Annotated in this window: 11 protein-coding genes; 4 read left to right on the top strand and 7 right to left on the bottom strand. The window is 60.9% G+C overall.

The features are described 5' to 3' along the window. Nucleotides 1–249: 249 nt before the first annotated feature. Nucleotides 250–1,752, bottom strand: a complete 1,503-nt coding sequence (dacB, locus tag KO538_RS19590; protein WP_219329368.1) for a D-alanyl-D-alanine carboxypeptidase/D-alanyl-D-alanine-endopeptidase — start codon at nucleotides 1,750–1,752, stop codon at nucleotides 250–252. 8 nt (nucleotides 1,753–1,760) lie between these two features. Next, the gene (locus KO538_RS19585) at nucleotides 1,761–2,999 is read right to left on the bottom strand and encodes a nucleoside recognition domain-containing protein (RefSeq protein ID WP_034753725.1); all 1,239 of its coding nucleotides are present in this window, start codon (nucleotides 2,997–2,999) and stop codon (nucleotides 1,761–1,763) included. A gap of 214 nt (nucleotides 3,000–3,213) precedes the next feature. On the opposite strand from KO538_RS19585, the gene KO538_RS19580 reads away from it, so the two are divergent. From KO538_RS19580 to KO538_RS19565, 4 genes are all read left to right on the top strand, one after another. Continuing rightward, nucleotides 3,214–5,019, top strand: coding sequence for an ABC transporter substrate-binding protein (locus tag KO538_RS19580; protein ID WP_034753728.1), 1,806 nt, complete (start codon nucleotides 3,214–3,216; stop codon nucleotides 5,017–5,019). 216 nt (nucleotides 5,020–5,235) lie between these two features. Next, nucleotides 5,236–7,989 carry a TonB-dependent receptor gene (locus tag KO538_RS19575; RefSeq protein WP_034753730.1) on the top strand — a complete coding sequence of 918 codons (2,754 nt, stop codon included), beginning with the start codon at nucleotides 5,236–5,238 and terminating at the stop codon, nucleotides 7,987–7,989. An 88-nt stretch (nucleotides 7,990–8,077) separates the two neighbouring features. Next, complete coding sequence (locus KO538_RS19570; protein ID WP_219329367.1) at nucleotides 8,078–9,157, top strand: LD-carboxypeptidase; 1,080 nt, start codon at nucleotides 8,078–8,080, stop codon at nucleotides 9,155–9,157. 87 nt (nucleotides 9,158–9,244) lie between these two features. Then, nucleotides 9,245–10,138: a YihY/virulence factor BrkB family protein gene (locus KO538_RS19565; protein WP_034753736.1), complete on the top strand. Its 894-nt coding sequence runs from the start codon at nucleotides 9,245–9,247 to the stop codon at nucleotides 10,136–10,138. 394 nt (nucleotides 10,139–10,532) lie between these two features. Here the strand turns inward: KO538_RS19565 and KO538_RS19560 are convergent, their stop codons facing one another. The 5 genes from KO538_RS19560 to KO538_RS19540 all read right to left on the bottom strand — a co-directional run bounded on the left by KO538_RS19560 (nucleotide 10,533) and on the right by KO538_RS19540 (nucleotide 16,679). Beyond that, nucleotides 10,533–11,660, bottom strand: coding sequence for an acyl-CoA dehydrogenase family protein (locus KO538_RS19560; RefSeq protein ID WP_219329366.1), 1,128 nt, complete (start codon nucleotides 11,658–11,660; stop codon nucleotides 10,533–10,535). Between the two features lie 39 nt (nucleotides 11,661–11,699). Beyond that, complete coding sequence (locus KO538_RS19555; protein ID WP_219329365.1) at nucleotides 11,700–12,368, bottom strand: SDR family oxidoreductase; 669 nt, start codon at nucleotides 12,366–12,368, stop codon at nucleotides 11,700–11,702. Between the two features lie 80 nt (nucleotides 12,369–12,448). Next, nucleotides 12,449–13,645, bottom strand: coding sequence for an acetyl-CoA C-acyltransferase (locus KO538_RS19550; protein WP_219329364.1), 1,197 nt, complete (start codon nucleotides 13,643–13,645; stop codon nucleotides 12,449–12,451). Further along, nucleotides 13,642–15,441: a bifunctional isocitrate dehydrogenase kinase/phosphatase gene (gene aceK / locus KO538_RS19545; RefSeq protein ID WP_219329363.1), complete on the bottom strand. Its 1,800-nt coding sequence runs from the start codon at nucleotides 15,439–15,441 to the stop codon at nucleotides 13,642–13,644. Before aceK ends, KO538_RS19550 begins: the two co-directional genes overlap by 4 nt. A gap of 53 nt (nucleotides 15,442–15,494) precedes the next feature. Beyond that, entirely contained in the window at nucleotides 15,495–16,679 is a 1,185-nt protein-coding gene (locus tag KO538_RS19540) for an isovaleryl-CoA dehydrogenase (protein ID WP_219329362.1), read from the bottom strand. Between the last annotated feature and the right edge of the window lie 128 nt (nucleotides 16,680–16,807).

Here is a 16,807-nt window from a genome sequence, read left to right as displayed (position 1 = left end):
ACAACTTTGCGCCGATGATAGTGCTGCAACCAGTGTGAAAGTAGGTTATCGTCAGGCTTGTTATTCGAAAAAACCCCTTCCGGTGATCCGGTTGGGGTTTTTTTACGTCTGATAGTTTGTTGGGCGCCGCGGGTGGTGTCGGCTTACGCGCTGCGCGCTAAGCCGACCTACGTTTATTGGATGGCGGGTAGAAGTGACAAACGAAAAAAAGGCAGCGTTAAGCGCTGCCTTTCTGTCTTTGCTTCCCGTTTATTGACCGGCAACCGCCGATGCGACGCCGCTCCTGGCGACCCACTCGATCAGCGCATCAACCGCCGCGCGGCCGTTGCCGTTGCCGACCAGGTCGCTATTGATCATGGCGACCACCACGCACAGCTGGTTGTTGGCGTCGGGGACATAGCCGGCGATGGCCACCACATTCTTCAATGTTCCCGTCTTGATGCGGGCCCGTGCGGCCGCTGGACTGTTCAACAGGCGCTTGCGCATGGTGCCGTCCAGCGCGACGATGGGCAGGCTGGACTGGAACTCGGGTGCCCACGGACTTTGCTGCATGGCCTGCAGGACAGCGGCCATTTGCGCAGGCGCAATGCGTCCCGTGCGCGACAAGCCGGAACCGTTGTCGACCAGCATGCCCTGGGTGTCGATCTGATGCCGCTGGAACCATTCTTGGATCACTTGCCGCGCACGCGTGGCCGTGTCTTCCGGCACCGCCATGGCGACGGGGCGGCTGCCCAGCCAGCCATCGCTTTGCAAGCTGCCCAGGCTCATGAACAGGGTGCGGGCCAGGGTATTGTCGGACGTCTTGTTGATATCGCGCAAGACTTCCGGCAAGGCGCGCGCCACGTGGTCGGCCAGCATGCGCGTGCCGACCGGTTCGGCCGTCGGCGGCAAGCCGGTTGCCGGCGCTTCGCGCACCGTGCCCGTGATCGTGCCGCCCAGGCGTTTCCAGGTCGCACGGAACAAGCGGTCCGCGTAATCATTACGATCAAGAACATTGATGCTGGTAGCCTTGCTGCAATTTTGCGGGAAGGTGCCATGCAGGATCACTTGCAGCTTGCCGCTCGCATCGCGCCGGTATTCGGGCGGGCGCCAGCCGTCTTCCCATCTGGCGCAACTGCTCTTGATCAGCTTCATGTCGCTCGTGACGCTGACGTTCTCGAGCGCCGGCTGCATCAGGATGCTCAATTGCCGGTCCGTCGAGTTGATATTGATATCGAGCAGATTAGTGTTCAGCAGCAAGGCATCGGGAATGACGTTGTAGCGGAACTCGGCCGATTCGTCGAACGGCGGCGCACCAATGTCGGGCCGGGCCGGCTGGAACAGCTGTCGGTCGAGGATCAGGTCGCCCTTGATTTTCACGATGCCTTGCGTGCGCAAGGTTTGCAGCATGTGCTCGAGCACGTTCGCATTGAAATCCGTGTCGGCGCCGCCGCGCAGGATCAAGTCGCCCTTCAGTACGCCATTGATGACGTCGGCGCTTGTGCGCAGTTCCGTGCGGCCGCGGAAGATGGGCCCGAGCTGCTCCAGGCCCACGGCCGTCGTCACCAGTTTCATGGTGGAGGCCGGCTGCATGCTGCGCTCGGCGCCATGCGACATCACCACCGTGTTGCCGCGCAGGACGATGGCGCCCATGGCGTCTTCGGGAATATTCGCGCTGCGCAGCAGCAGGCTGACGGATTCGGGCAATTGCGCGTGCGCAGTCGACAGGCCAAGACCCGCCAACAGTGCAGCCATCAGGACAGGACGTAACATAGTGCTCCTTAATGGAAAAAGACGTAGGCGACAAAGACGGCGGTGATCACGCCAGCCAGATCCGCGATCAGGCCGGCCGTGATGGCATAGCGCGTCTTGCGGATGCCCACCGAGCCGAAGTACAGGGCCACGATATAGAAGGTGGTGTCGGCCGAGCCCTGGAAGACGCAGGCCAGGCGGCCGACAAACGAGTCGACGCCGTAGGTGTTCATGGCGTCGATCATCATGGCTTTCGAGCCGGAGCCGCTGAGCGGCTTCATCATGGCCGTCGGCAGCGCGGGCACGAAGTCCGTATTGATGCCCAGGTTGGCGAAGAACCAGTTCATGCCGCTCATCAGGAAATTGAACACGCCCGCGTTGCGGATGACGCTGATGGCCACCAGCATGCCGACCAGATAGGGAATCACGGTGATCGACGTCTGGATGCCGCCCTTTGCCCCCTCGATGAAGGCGTCATACACGTTCACTTTCTTGCGCAGCGCGCCAATAATAAATATGGCGATGACGCTGATCAACACCAGGTTGCTGACCACCTTCGAAACCAGTTCGATCTCCTGCTTCGTCAGGTATTGCGTGAAGTACCAGATCATGGCGACGATGGCGCTCGTCATGCCGCCCATCCAGCCCAGCACGACCCGGTTGAGCAAGTTGATGCGCTGCTTGATGGACACCGTGATGATGCCGACCATGGTGGCCACATAGGTGGCGATCATGCAGGGAATAAAGATGTCGGACGGATCGGCCGCGCCGAGGATGGAGCGCTGCGCCATGATGGCCAGCGGAATCAGGGTCAGGCCCGAAGTGTGCAGCACCAGAAACATGATTTGCGCATTCGTCGCCTCTTCCTTGTTCGGGTTCAAGGTTTGCAGGCTTTCCATGGCCTTCAAGCCGAACGGCGTGGCCGCATTGTCCAGGCCCAGCAGGTTGGCCGAGAAATTCATCACCATGTGGCCCGTGGCTGGATGGTCTTTCGGAATTTCCGGGAAGATGCGCGAAAAGAACGGTGCGATGACTTTCGCCAGCCAGCCGACGATGCCCGCCTTTTCACCGATGTTCATGATGCCGAGCCACAAGGTCATCACGCCCGCCAGCGGCAGGGCGATATCCATCACGCCCATGCGCGCCGTCTCGAACGTGCCATCGATGATGCGCTTGAAGATATCGGTATCGCCGAGAAACAGCCACTGCAGCACTGCGGCCAGGAAGCCTACGAGGAAAAAGCCGGACCAGATGTAATTAAGTGCCATATGCGATCAGTTCTGTGTGTCGGGAGTGAAAAATGTCTGCAAACAAAGTATAGGGGCAGCCCGATACGAGTTGATGAAAGAATGCAGCAATCGCATGCCAAAAAGTTATAAGCTGGCAGCCTGTTTTCATTGGCGCCCCGCAGCGTGCCCGCGTAGTGTGGGGGATGCCTGTCGCTTACTGCTGTTCCTTACCTTTGTCTGCACTGGATTACTGATGATGTTTTTACGCAAAACCGCCTGCGCCGCCGGCTTGGCCCTGTTGACGCTTTTTACCGTACAGGCCCACGCCGCCGCCGATGCCCGCGCGAACAAGACCTTGCACCTGTTCCTCAGCACCAGCGAGACAGGCCTGGACCCGGCCGTGGCGTCGGACCTGGCCAGCCTGAATTTGATGGAAAACATTTTCGATCCCTTGCTGCGCTATGACTACCTGGCGCGCCCCGTGCAACTGCAGGGCAATACGGCGCGCGCCATGCCGACCGTGGAAGATGGCGGGCGCACGTATACTTTTCACTTACAGCCCGGCATATTCTTTACGCCCGATCCCGCCTTCAAGGGCAAGCCGCGCGAAGTGACGGCGCAGGATTATGTGTACAGCCTGACGCGGCTGTATGACCCCAGCCTGAAGTCGCCGTGGCTGTTCCTTCTGGAAGACAAGCTGGTGGGCGATGCGGCGCTGAAAACAAAATTCAGCTACGACACGCCGATCGCCGGCTTGCAGGCGCTGGACAAATACACCCTGCGCATCCGCCTGAACGGCGTCGACCCGAACTTCCTGTTTTACCTGGCCATGCCTGCGACAGCTGTGGTGGCGCGCGAAGTGGCCGAAGCGTACCCGGCGGCAGGACAGATCGGCAACCATCCCGTGGGCACGGGGCCGTTCCTGGTGAAGGAGTGGAAGCGCAGCGACAAGATCGTGCTGCAAGCCAATCCGACTTTCCGTGCCACCGTGTTCCATACGGAAACCAAGGCGCTGGCCGCCTTGCCGGTCGACGCGCGCGCCATCGCGACGGCACTGGAAGGCAAGCAACTACCGCTGGTCGAGCGCATCGAGGTGCGCATCGTCGAGGAATATCAATCGCGCATGCTGGGTTTCCTGAAAGGCGAGTTCGATTACCTGGAGCAAGTGCCGGAATCGATGACGGACATGGTGCTGGAAAACGGCGCGCTGAAACCGGCGCTGGCCGCCAAGGGCATGCAGCTGACGCGCTTTCCCGTGCTGCAGACGTATTACATGTGGATGAACATGGACGACCCCGTGCTGGGCGGCACGAGCAAGGACAAGCTGGCCCTGCGGCGCGCCATCGCCCTCAGCTACAACAGCCGCGAAGACATCGCGCTGCTGAAAAAGGGATTGGCCTTGCCGGCCCAGTCGCCGCTGCCGCCCAATGTGCTCGGCTACGACAAGAGCTACCGCAGCCCCGTCGGCTATGATCCGGCCCTGGCGCGCGCCCTGCTCGACCGTTTCGGCTACAAGGCGGGCCCAGACGGTTTCCGCACCCAGCCGGACGGCACGCCCTTGATCCTCACCATGCATACGGAACCGAGCACGGTGGGGCGTTTGCGCGACGAATTGTGGCGCCGCAACCTGAACGCCATCGGCGTGCGCGTGGAGTTTAAAAGCGACAAGAAGACGGAAATCATCAAGGCCTCGCGCCTGGGCAAGGTGCAGATGTTCGAGACCAACTGGATCGCCGACTTCCCCGATGGTGATAACTTTATGCAATTGTTGTACGGTCCCAACAGTGGCCGCGCCAACTATGCCCGCTTCAACTTGCCCGATTACAATAAACGCTATGAGGAGGCGCGCCTGCTATCCGATACGCCGCGCCGACGCAGTCTGTACTTCGACCTGTTTCAGCTGATCCACGCTTACACGCCGTGGGTGCTGCTGACGCATCCCATCTCTGCCGATCTGCAACAACCGTGGCTAAAAAACTACAGGCGCCACCCCGTGGAATTCACGTCCTGGCGCTATCTGGACGTGGATAAAGCCAAGGGTAGCCCCGCAGGCAAGTGACCATGTCACTGAAAAGGGCATTCATTCCAAAAAGTTATGGTTAGGAAAGCATTTTTCATTGGCTGGCCGCGGATGCATCGCGCTACTCTGAAAATGAAAACAAATAAAGTCATGCGCAATTGTCATAAAAAAATGTACTGCGAGACAGACGTTGCGACATATCTAACAGCCTGACTTGATGACTCAAGTTTCGATTGCCCAACAAGGAGAAGACCTGTGAAATTGAAAAAGCTAGCGCAGTTGGTGGCATTGATGGGGGTGGTGGGACCGGTCGTCGCACAGGAAGCGACGCCGCCAGCAATGCAACGGGTCGAAGTGACGGGCAGCAGCATCAAACGCGTGGCCAAGGAAGGCGCGCTGCCGGTGCAAGTCATCACCTTTGACCAGATCGAAAAACAGGGCATCACGACGACCGAGCAACTGGTGCGCACCCTGTCGGCGAATGGCACGGGCGCCGATAACATGACTTCGGGCAATAACGTGTTTGGCGCCGATGCGGACAGGGTCAGCGGCGGCGCTTCGTTCGCCTCGCTGCGCGGCCTGGGACCGTCGAGCACCCTGGTGCTGTTGAACGGCCGCCGCATCGCCACGCACGGCGCCAGCGGCAAGTCGGTCGACCTGAACTCGATCCCGCTGGGTGCGATTTCGCGCGTGGAAATCCTCAAGGATGGCGCCTCGGCCATCTACGGCACGGACGCCATCGGCGGCGTGATCAATTTCATTTTGAAAACCAATTACAGCGGCGTGGAAGCGTCCGTCTCCACCAACGACACGCAGGCAGGCGGCGGCGCCACGCGCCGCGCCTCGCTGCTGGCCGGCACGGGTTCGCTCGAAAGCGACCGCTACAACATCATGGCCAGCCTGACCGTCGACAAGGCGCAGCAGCTCAATGGCCGCGACCGCTCCTTCGTCAACGGCTTCCAGCCGGGCCGCGGCCTGTCGCCCGATACGACGGGCACGCCGTTTGCCAACCAGATGGCGGGTGCCGGCACGGCGCTGGGCGCCTCGTTCCAGCTGCCAGGCGATGCGAATAAATACCTGCAAGCCAATCCCTTGAGTTTCCAGGGCAAGTGCGACAGCATCGCCGGCATGTCGCAGTACCAGACGGCACTGTGGAAAGACGTGACCTCGCCGCTGCGCACCACGTATTCCTGCGCGTATGACTATGGCGCCGACTATGTGCTGCAATTCCCCGTTGAACGTGCCAATCTGTTGTCGCGCGGCACCTTCCAGCTGGCGCCCGACCACCGCATGTTTGTCGAAGTGCTCGGTTCGCGCACCAAGGCCACGGCCATTTTGACGCCGATGCAGGTGCAGGCGACCGTTGCCAACAAGAATTTGTATCCGGTCGGTGGCGCGTATTACCAGGATCTGTCGGCCTACATCCCTTCTTTCGACAGGACCAAGCCGATTTCCTACAAATGGCGCGCCAATGACGTGGGCAACCGCACGCAGGAAAACACGACAGACAATGCCCGCGTGCTGGTGGGCTTTGAAGGCAACTTTGGCAAGTGGGATTACAAGGCCGGCATTTCGCGCGCCGAAAGCAGCACCAAGACCAAGCTGACGGATGGCTATTCCTACACGGACAAGCTGTACGCGGCCCTGGCCAGCGGCATCATCAATCCATGGGTGGGCGCCGGCCAGAGCCAGACGGAAGCGGCCAAGCAATTGATCGAATCGACCAAGTTCCGTGGTGACTTCCAGCACGGCAAGACGACCCTGACGCAGATCGACGGTTCCGTTTCGGGCGAGCTGTTCCAGCTGCCGGCCGGTGCCTTGGCCATGGCGGCCGGTTTTGACTTGCGCCGCGAAGGTTACAGCTTTGCGCAAGACGTCGATGCCACGCAGATTTTGCTGTCACCAGGCAATGCCGCACTAAAAGATGCCAGCCGTACCGTCAAGGCCGTGTATGCCGAGCTGCTGGTGCCGGTCACGAAGGATCTGGAAATGCAACTGGCCATCCGCCGCGACGATTACAGCCTGGTCGGCGCGACGACGAATCCGAAAGTGGCCTTCCGCTACCAGCCGACCGACTTCCTGCTGTTCCGTGGTTCGGCCAGCAAGGGTTTCCTCGCACCAAGCTTCCAGCAGCTGTATTCGGGTTCGTTGAGCCAGGAATTGCCGAACGGCGTGATCGATCAGGAAGGCTGCGCCAAGCATCCGGGCGTGCCCGAGTATTGCGCCATCGACCGCCTCGACTACAGGACGGGCGGCAACACGAACCTGAAGCCGGAAACGTCGAAGCAGGGCAGCGTCGGTTTTGTCATCGAGCCATTCAAGGGCTATTCGGCCTCGTTCGATTACTGGGCCATCAATACCAAGGACCGCATCCTGAACCGCACGCCGCAAATCGTGCTGGCCAACTACCAGGCGCTGAACCAGTACATCCACCGCAATCCGGACGGCACCATCGAGTACGTGCAGGCTGGCTGGATCAATGCGGCAGGCAGCCGCGTGCGCGGCCTCGACGTGGGCTTGCGTGGCGAAGGCAAGATTCAGGACGCGAAATGGACGGCGACCCTGGACGGCACGTATATGGACAGCTTCAAGTTTGCGGAATACCAGGGCCAGGAATACCAGGAACTGGTCGGCAAGTTCTATACGCGCGATCTGTACCTGCGCTGGAAACACAATGCCAGCTTTGGCGTGTCGCGCGGCGACTGGAGCGGCTTGCTGATCCAGAGTTTTTCGTCGGGCTACAAGGACCAGCTGCCGAATGGCGGCAAGGGCGCACCGCCACCGGGCTTCAAGCCGGACGTGTCCAGCTACACCACGTATAACCTGTCGGGCACCTACACGGGCTTCAAAAACACGACGATTACCGTGGGCATCCAGAACCTGTTCGACCGCGATCCGCCATTCACCGCGCACAACGTGGATGAAGTGGTGGGCGCCGGCTGGGACCCGCGCGTGGCCGACCCGCGCGGCCGTTCGCTGTCGTTCCAGCTGAAGTACAAGTTCATGTAAGGTGGTCATGCCGGCGGCGATCCCGCTGGCGTGTTAACCTCGTGCGGCGGCGCCTGGCGTCGCCGTTTTTATTCCAGGAAAGGGCCGCATGTCCAGTCAGACCAATCTCAGCCGGCGCCGCTTCGGCGGCCTGCTGGCCGCCACCTTGGGGGCGGCAGGCACACCGGTGTTGGCGGCGGCCGCGCAAGGGAAGGGCAAACGCATGCAACAGCAACACGCATTGATCAAGCCGGCGCGTTTGCGCCAGGGCGACCTGGTCGCCATCATCGCGCCGGGTGGTTTTACGGACGAAGACGCCATTGCCAAGGCCGTACGCAATATCGAATCGCTGGGTTTGCGCGCCAGCCTGGGCGCCAATATCCGCGCCGTGCACGGCAACTATGCGGGCACGGTGCAGCAACGCCTCGACGACTTGCACGCGGCGTTCCGCGACCCGGACGTCAAGGTCGTGTGGGCGATACGCGGCGGCTCCGGCTGCATTTCGCTGCTGGCGCTGCTCGACTATGCCTTGATCCGCGCCAACCCGAAAGTGCTGATCGGCTATTCCGACATCACGGCCCTGCACCTGGCCATCGCCCGCCAGACGGGTCTGGTGACCTTCCACGGTCCCGTGGCCTCGTCCACGTTTTCCGAGTACACGGTGACGCAGCTGCAAAACGTGCTGATGACGCCGCAAGAGCAGTACACGATCCCGATGGCGCTCGACAATCACCGCCGCGCGCAGACGCAGCCGAACTTTGCCATCCGCACCGTGCACGGCGGCCAGGCGTCGGGGCGCTTGACGGGCGGCAATCTGTGCATGGTCAGCGCGCTGGCCGGCACGCCGTATGCGGCCGATTTCCGCGAGCATATTTTGTTCCTCGAAGAAATCAATGAAGTGCCGTACCGCATCGACAGGATGTTGTGCCAGCTCGACCTGTCTGTAGGGTTCAACAAGGCCGCGGCCTTGATGCTGGGTATCTTCGAGCATTGCGAGGCGGCCGAGGGCGACACCGCGCTGACCCTCGATGCCACCGTGGACCAGCATTTGCAGCCCTTGCGCGTGCCGGCCGTCAGCGGCTACTCGTTTGGCCACATCCGCCACCAGTTCACGATACCGATGGGCATCCTCGCCACTCTCGATGCGGACCGGCAAACCTTGACCTTATTGGAGCCGGCCGTCTGTTAGCGTACGGTGCAGCGGGGCGCTTGTCAGTATGCTAGTGTGAATGCAGGCGTGGCACGAGGCCGCGCCGCCTTCTTCACCGTACCCGACATGATCAACCGCCACGCCAGTACCTACATCCTCAGCCACCCGCTGGCCTTCGTGCTGCAGGTGCTGAAGGGTTTCCGCGCCAACCAGGGCTTGCTGCTGGCGGGCGCCGTCGCGTATTACTCGTTGCTCTCCATCGTGCCCCTGCTGATGCTGGTGGTGGTGGCCCTGTCGCACGTGATCGCGCAGGACGAATTGCTGCAAACCATAGGCCATTACCTGGAATGGCTGGTGCCGGGGCAATCGAAGGCCATCGTGGCGGAAGTGGCGCATTTCCTCAACAACCGGGGCGTGATCGGCTGGCTCTTGCTGCTGACCATGCTGTTTTTCAGTTCCTTGGCGTTTACCGTGCTGGAAAACGCCATGAGCGTGATCTTCATCCACCGCGTCGCCATCCGACGCCGCCATTTCCTCATTTCCGCCGTGCTGCCGTATTGCTACATCCTGTGCCTGGGTATCGGTATTTTGCTGATCACCCTGGTGGCGGGCAGCCTGCAAGTGATGGGGGAGGAAAGCGTGCGTTTCTTGCGCCACGACTGGGGCCTGGAAGGCGTGTCCGGCGTGCTGCTGTATTTGCTGGGGCTGGCGGGCGAAATCCTCGTGCTCAGCTCGATCTACCTGGTCATGCCGGTGGGGCGCCTGTCGATCACGCATGCGCTGATCGGCGGCGTGACGGCGGCCCTGCTGTGGGAAATTGCGCGTCACGTGCTGGTCTGGTATTTCTCTACCTTGTCGCAAGTGAATATTGTCTACGGCTCGATGACGACGGCTATCGTCGTCATGTTCAGCCTGGAAATCGGCGCCACCTTGCTGTTGCTGGGCGCGCAAGTGATTTCCGAATACGAAAGAGTGGCCCGTGGCGGCGAAGAAGACAAGCCGCTGGCGCTAAGGACTTGATTTAAAAAGGTTGTTGCATTGCACAAAAGGCTGTGCTATACTCCGTTCAGTGATTGAGATTTGGCAGCAAATTATCTCACCATCCAGTTTCAGCGCGGCGACCGACAGGTGTAATGTCGATGGCGTGACAGTGCGAAGAAATGGATTTTGTAATTCCGGATACGATGGTCGATTTACACTTGGAGTCACCATGCAGATAGCATGGGAGTCCGAAAATCAGGAGGCACTTTGCAGATAGCACTGGCGTCCATGACACGATTAAAGCATTGGTAATACATTGGAACAAGCCCGCGTTTTAGCGGGCTTTTTTTCGTCCATAGTTGGCAGGAGAAACCCAAAGGCAGAAGCTGGGGTCGTACCCTGCAGGGTACGACCCCGGTCTTTGCCGTGGGGTTTACAAAGCCCGCGCAATCAAAATCTTCTGAATATCGCTGGTTCCCTCATAAATCTGGCACACGCGCACGTCGCGGTAGATGCGCTCGACGGGGAAGTCGGACACATAACCGTAGCCGCCGTGCACCTGAATGGCGTCCGAGCACACTTTTTCCGCCATTTCCGACGCAAACAGCTTGGCCATGGCCGCTTCCTTCAGGCAGGGCAGGCCCGCATCCTTCATGGCTGCCGCGTGGCGTATCAGCTGTCGCGCCGCTTCGATCTGTGTCGCCATGTCGGCCAGGCGGAACTGCACGGCCTGGTGTTCATAGATGGGCTTGCCGAAACTTTCCCGGTCGCGCGCATAGCTCAGGGCCGCCTCATACGCAGCGCGCGCCATGCCCACGGCTTGCGAGGCGATGCCGATGCGTCCGCCTTCCAGGCCGGACAGGGCGATCTTGTAGCCTTGTCCTTCTTCGCCGATCAGATTTTCCGCCGGGATGCGGCAATTCTCGAACAGGATTTGCGCCGTGTCCGACGAGTGCTGGCCCATCTTCTGTTCCAGTCCCGCCACGATGTAGCCAGGCGTGTTCGTCGGCACCCAGAAGGCGCTGATGCCGCGCTTGCCGGCCGCCTTGTCGGTGACGGCCATGACGATGGCCACGTTCGCATACTTGCCGCTGGTAATGAACTGCTTGGTGCCGTTGATTACATACTCATTGCCGTTGCGCGTGGCCGTCGTGCGCAGGGCCGAGGCATCGCTGCCCGTGTGCGGTTCCGTCAGGCAAAATGCGCCGAGCATCGTGCCTTGCGCCAGCGGACGCAGCCATTGTTCCTTTTGCGCGTCGTTGGCGTACATCATGGCGATGCTGCACACGGGGCAATTGTTGACGGAAATGATGGTCGACGTGCCGCCATCGCCGGCGGCGATTTCTTCCAGCACCAGGGCCAGCGACACGTAGTCGAGGCCGGCGCCACCGAGCGCTTCCGGCACGGCCACGCCAAAGGCGCCCAGCGCGGCCAGTTCCTGCAATTCTTCTTTCGGGAAATGATGTTCCTTGTCCCAGCGGGCCGCGTTGGGCGCCAGGCGCTCGCGCGAAAAACTGCGCAGCGCTTCCTGGATCATGGTCTGTTCTTCATTGAGTATCATGGGACGTCGTCTCGTTTGTTTTTATGGTGTGTGGTGGAATTACCAGCTGATGGGCTTGCCATCGTAATTGCGGAACACGGCCTTGTCCGTGGCCGGCAAGCTGGCCAGGGTGGCGCGGATGCCGGCAGCGCTTTGCTCTGTGGAAAGGTCGGCGCCGGCGCCGCCCATGTCCGTGCGCACCCAGCCCGGGTGGAAAGCGACGCAGCTGACGCCTTGCGGGCCGTACACGAGGGACGTGTCGATCAGCACGGAATTCAAGGCGGCCTTGCTGGCGCGGTACAGCGAACCGCTGGGGTTGCCCCGTTCGCTCAAGGAGCCCATGTGCGAGGACAGCACGGCCAGTTTCCCTTTGGCATTGCCTACCAGCGGCGCCAAGATCGGCAGCAGCCGCATGGCCGCCAGCACGTTCGTGTGCATGACGGCATCGAAATCTTCTTGCGTGGGCGTACCATCGTGGCGCGGGCCATACACGCCCGCATTGAGGATGGCCACGTCGAGCTTTTCATCGTCGAGTTTCCAGCCCAGGCCGGCACAGCCGTCCACGTCCGTCACGTCGAGCCGGTGCGCTTCCGCACCCAGTTGCGTGAGGGCGTCGCAAGCGTCTTGCGTGCGCGCCGTAGCAATCACTCGCCAGCCGTCGTGGCGGTATTGACGGACGATTTCGTGGCCGATGCCGCGCGAGGCGCCGATAATCAATGCGGTAGGCATGTCTTTCTCCCTGAGTAATCAATGAAAAGGCGCGCAGCGAACGTATCCACGCCGCGCGCGCCTGTCGTCAACAGAGCAGCTTATACCAGTTCGATTGCCATCGCCGTCGCTTCGCCGCCGCCGATGCACAAGGCCGCCACGCCGCGCTTGCCGCCGGTTTTTTTCAAGGCGCCCAGCAGGGTGACGATGATGCGCGCGCCCGAGGCGCCGATCGGGTGGCCCAGCGCGCACGCGCCGCCGTGGATGTTGATCTTGCTGTGCGGAATGTCGAGGTCGTGCATGGCGGCCATCGGTACGGCCGCGAACGCTTCATTGATCTCGAACAAATCCACATTGCTGCTGCTCCAGCCCGTCTTGGCGTACAGCTTTTTCACCGCGCCGATAGGGGCCGTGGTGAATTCGTTCGGCGCCTGCGCGTGCGTGGCGTGGCCGTGGATTTTCGCGATGACGGTGCAGCCGAGTTTTTTCGCCGTCGATTCGCGCATCAGCACCAGGGCTGCCGCGCCATCGTTGATCGACGAAGACGAGGCGGCCGTGATCGTGCCATCTTTCTTGAACGCCGCTTTCAAGGTCGGGATTTTTTCCAGGCGGGCTTTTTGCGGGCCTTCATCGATGCTGACGACGGTGTCGCCGCCGCGGCCGGAAACGGTCACGGGGGCGATTTCCCATTCAAAACTGCCATCCTTGGTGGCCGCTTGCGCGCGCTTCACGGATTCGATGGCGAACGCATCCTGCGCTTCGCGCGTGAAGTGGTATTGGCTGGCGCACTCTTCGGCAAACGTGCCCATCGAGCGGGCATTGCCCTTTTCATCGCGGCTGTAGGCGTCTTCCAGGCCATCCATCATCATGTGGTCATAGATCATGCCATGGCCGATGCGGTAGCCGCCGCGCGCCTTCGGCACCAGATAGGGGGCGTTGGTCATCGATTCCATGCCGCCCGCCACCACCACGTCGGCGCTGCCGGCGAGCAAGGTGTCATGCGCGAACATGGTCGTCTGCATGGCCGAGCCGCACATTTTCGACAGGGTCACGGCGCCCGTGGAATCGGGCAAGCCCGCCTTGCGCAAGGCCTGGCGCGCGGGCGCCTGGCCTTGGCCTGCCATCAGGCAATTGCCGAAATACACGTGTTCAACGGCGTCCGGCGCCACGCCGGCCCGTTCGACGGCGGCGCGGATGGCCACGGCGCCCAGGTCGCTGGCGGTGACGTTGGCAAAGTCGCCCTGGAAGGCGCCCATGGGGGTGCGCGCGGCACCGACGATTACGACTGGATCATTCATGTTGGATCTCCGGTTAAGGGTGGGGAGGGTGACTGCATACAAAAACGCAGGTGCTGCGGATACGGGAAGACGTCCTCGATATGGCCGTCTTCAATGCGCTGCTTGCGCGCCTGCCAGTATTGCGCCGTCAGCAGGTCGGCATGGTGCTGCATGAAATAGCGGCGGATGCGGGGATTGCCCAGCAGGAAGGTGCCGAATTGTTCGGGAAACACATCGTGCTTGCCGATGGGATACCACGGTTCGGCCGACATTTCTTCCTCCTCCGTGCGCGCCTCGGGGATGACGCGGAACTGGCAATCGGTGATGTACTCGATTTCATCGTAATCGTAAAAAACGACGCGTTGATGACGGGTCACGCCAAAGTTTTTATACAGCATGTCGCCCGGGAAAATATTTGCCGCCACGAGTTCCTTGATGGCGTTGCCGTACTCGACGATGGCGTGTTCGACCAGGTCGTCGCGGCCGTCCTTTTCAGCATTGCTCAGCCACATGTTCAGCGGCACCATGCGCCGTTCGATGTACAGGTGGCGGATGATGATCTGCTCGTGGTCTTCTTCGATCAGCGAGGGGGCGAACTGTTTCAGCTCGGCCAGCAATTCCTCGGCAAAACGGGCGCGGGGAAAGGCCACGTTGGAATACTCGAGCGTGTCGGCCATGCGGCCCACCCGGTCGTGGTGTTTCACCAGCAAATACTTTTGCTGGACTTGCGCGCGCGTGGTTTCCTTGGGCGGCGGGAAAAAGTCCTTGATCACCTTGAAGACATAGGGAAACGAGGGCAGGGCAAACACCAGCATCACCAGGCCGCGGATGCCGGGCGCGCTTTCGAAGTGGTCCGACGAGTGTTTCAAGTGCTGCAGGTAGTCGCGGTAAAACAAGGTCTTGCCCTGTTTTTGCAAACCCAATATCGTATAGATTTCGCTGCGCGGTTTGCGCGGCAGCAAACTTCGGAGAAATTGCACATAGGCCGACGGCACTTCCATATCGACCAGGAAATACGCGCGCGTAAACGAAAACAGCACGGCGATCTGCTGGTGCTCGAACAGCACCGTGTCGAGCACCAGCTTGCCGTGGCGGTTGTGCAGGATGGGCACGACGAATGGATATTCGCGGTTGCCGTTGATACCCTTGCCGACCAGATAGGCGCCCTTGTTGCGGTAGAACAAGCTGGTCAAGACCTGGATCTGGTGGTTCGGCTCGAGCCGCTCGCCGCCGAACAGCTGCTGCAGCCGCGCTTCCACCTGGGCCACGTCACGCTCGAGGTTGGCAAATGCGCAGTCGAGCTGGAAGTTGCTCACCATGCGCGTCAGGGTATGGCGCAAGCCATCCTTGCCCGGGTAATACACGCGGTAGGTGGGGACGGGATCCTGCGTTTCGATGTATTCCGTGGAAACGACAGGGCGCACGAAAATATAGTCGTTATTGAAATACGTGCGGTGCAGGATGTTGCAGCAGACGGAATTGAAGAAGGTTTCGGCCAGTTCCGGCTGCTTGTGTTCCGTCAGCATGCCGATGTAGTGCAACTTGAGTTCGCGCCACACTTCGTCGCTCAACTCCGACTCTTCGTACTCATCTTCGAGCATCTGCACGCATTCCTGCACGCGCTTGTCATAAAAGTCGATGCGTTCGCGGGCCGCCGTCTGCGCCGCGACCCAGGCGCCTTGCTCGAAATACCGCTTGGCTTGCTGGCTCGTTTCACGGAACAAACGGTAATGCTTGTCGAAGCCGTCGCGGATGGTGCGCGCGATATCGAATGCAATCTGGGAAGAGAGCAATTTGGGGAAGGCAATGTGCGTCATGTCTGTGCTCGCATAAATGGCTCATCACCCAGTCGATCGTCGCGCGCCCGTGCTTACTTGGTTTCCGCAAACAGTTCGCGGCCTATCAGCATGCGGCGGATTTCGCTGGTCCCGGCGCCGATCTCGTACAGCTTGGCATCGCGCCACAGGCGGCCGGCCGGATACTCGTTGATGTAGCCGTTGCCGCCCAGGGCCTGGATCGCTTCACCCGCCATCCAGGTCGCCTTCTCCGCACTATACAGAATGGCGCCGGCCGCATCCTTGCGCAACTGGCGCACGGCTTCCGGCGTGGTGGCGCGGTCGCAGGCCTGGCCCACGGCGTAGACATAGGCCTTGCACGCCATCATGGTCGAATACATATCGGCCAGCTTACCTTGCATCAACTGGAATTCACCGATGGCCTGGCCGAATTGCTTGCGGTCATGTACGTAGGGTACGACCAGGTCCATGCAAGCCTGCATGATGCCCAGCGGGCCGCCGGACAGCACGGTGCGCTCGAAATCGAGGCCCGACATCAGCACATTGACGCCCTTGCCCAAGCCGCCCAGCACGTTTTCGGCCGGCACTTCGCAGTCCTGGAACACCAGTTCGCCCGTGTGCGAGCCGCGCATGCCCAGCTTGTCGAGCTTTTGTGCGATGGAAAAGCCCTTGAAATTCTTTTCGATCAGGAAAGCCGTCATGCCGCGCGGACCCGCTTCCAGGTCGTTTTTCGCATACACCACCAGCACGTCCGCGTCGGGGCCGTTGGTGATCCACATCTTGGTGCCGTTCAAGACCCAGCGGTCGCCCTTGAAGTCGGCGCGCAGCTTCATGCTGACGACGTCCGAGCCCGCGTTCGGTTCCGACATGGCCAGGGCGCCGATGTGTTCGCCCGTGATCAGTTTCGGCAGGTATTTCGCTTTTTGCTCGGCCGTGCCGTTGCGTTTGATCTGGTTGACGCACAGGTTCGAATGGGCGCCGTAGGACAGGCCGACGGAAGCCGAGGCGCGCGAGATCTCTTCCATGGCGATGATGTGCGCCAGGTAGCCCATGCCGGCGCCGCCGTATTCTTCGCTGACGGTGATGCCGAGCAAGCCCATGTCGCCCATCTTGCGCCACAGGTCCATGGGGAACTGGTCCGTACGGTCGATTTCGGTCGCGCGCGGCGCGATTTCGGCGGCGGCGAATTGTTGGATCGCTTCGCGCAGCGAGGCGATGTCGTCGCCGTGGTCAAAGGTCAAGCCTGGGAGATGGAGCATGTCGTCCTCGTCGTCGTTATAAGTGTGGCGGTCATGGGTGCCGGGTCAGTGAAGCTATGATACTCAGTTGTGACGTTTACGTAAACGTAAAGTGAGGCGTGTAAAGCGCTGTGCGTGGTAAGCGCCGC

Source organism: Janthinobacterium sp. NKUCC08_JDC, assembly GCF_019345575.1.
GTDB classification, from domain to species: domain Bacteria; phylum Pseudomonadota; class Gammaproteobacteria; order Burkholderiales; family Burkholderiaceae_D; genus Janthinobacterium; species Janthinobacterium aestuarii.
This window is presented reverse-complemented; position numbering and strand designations above follow the sequence as displayed.

Excerpts from the sequence above, each read along its gene's own strand:
- KO538_RS19555 (WP_219329365.1), bottom strand. The coding sequence starts at position 12,368 with ATGCCTACCGCATTGATTATCGGCGCCTCGCGCGGCATCGGCCACGAA.
- KO538_RS19550 (WP_219329364.1), bottom strand. The coding sequence starts at position 13,645 with ATGAATGATCCAGTCGTAATCGTCGGTGCCGCGCGCACCCCCATGGGC.
- KO538_RS19580 (WP_034753728.1), top strand. The coding sequence starts at position 3,214 with ATGATGTTTTTACGCAAAACCGCCTGCGCCGCCGGCTTGGCCCTGTTG.
- aceK (WP_219329363.1), bottom strand. The coding sequence starts at position 15,441 with ATGACGCACATTGCCTTCCCCAAATTGCTCTCTTCCCAGATTGCATTC.
- KO538_RS19560 (WP_219329366.1), bottom strand. The coding sequence starts at position 11,660 with ATGATACTCAATGAAGAACAGACCATGATCCAGGAAGCGCTGCGCAGT.
- KO538_RS19570 (WP_219329367.1), top strand. The coding sequence starts at position 8,078 with ATGTCCAGTCAGACCAATCTCAGCCGGCGCCGCTTCGGCGGCCTGCTG.
- KO538_RS19540 (WP_219329362.1), bottom strand. The coding sequence starts at position 16,679 with ATGCTCCATCTCCCAGGCTTGACCTTTGACCACGGCGACGACATCGCC.
- dacB (WP_219329368.1), bottom strand. The coding sequence starts at position 1,752 with ATGTTACGTCCTGTCCTGATGGCTGCACTGTTGGCGGGTCTTGGCCTG.
- KO538_RS19585 (WP_034753725.1), bottom strand. The coding sequence starts at position 2,999 with ATGGCACTTAATTACATCTGGTCCGGCTTTTTCCTCGTAGGCTTCCTG.
- KO538_RS19565 (WP_034753736.1), top strand. The coding sequence starts at position 9,245 with ATGATCAACCGCCACGCCAGTACCTACATCCTCAGCCACCCGCTGGCC.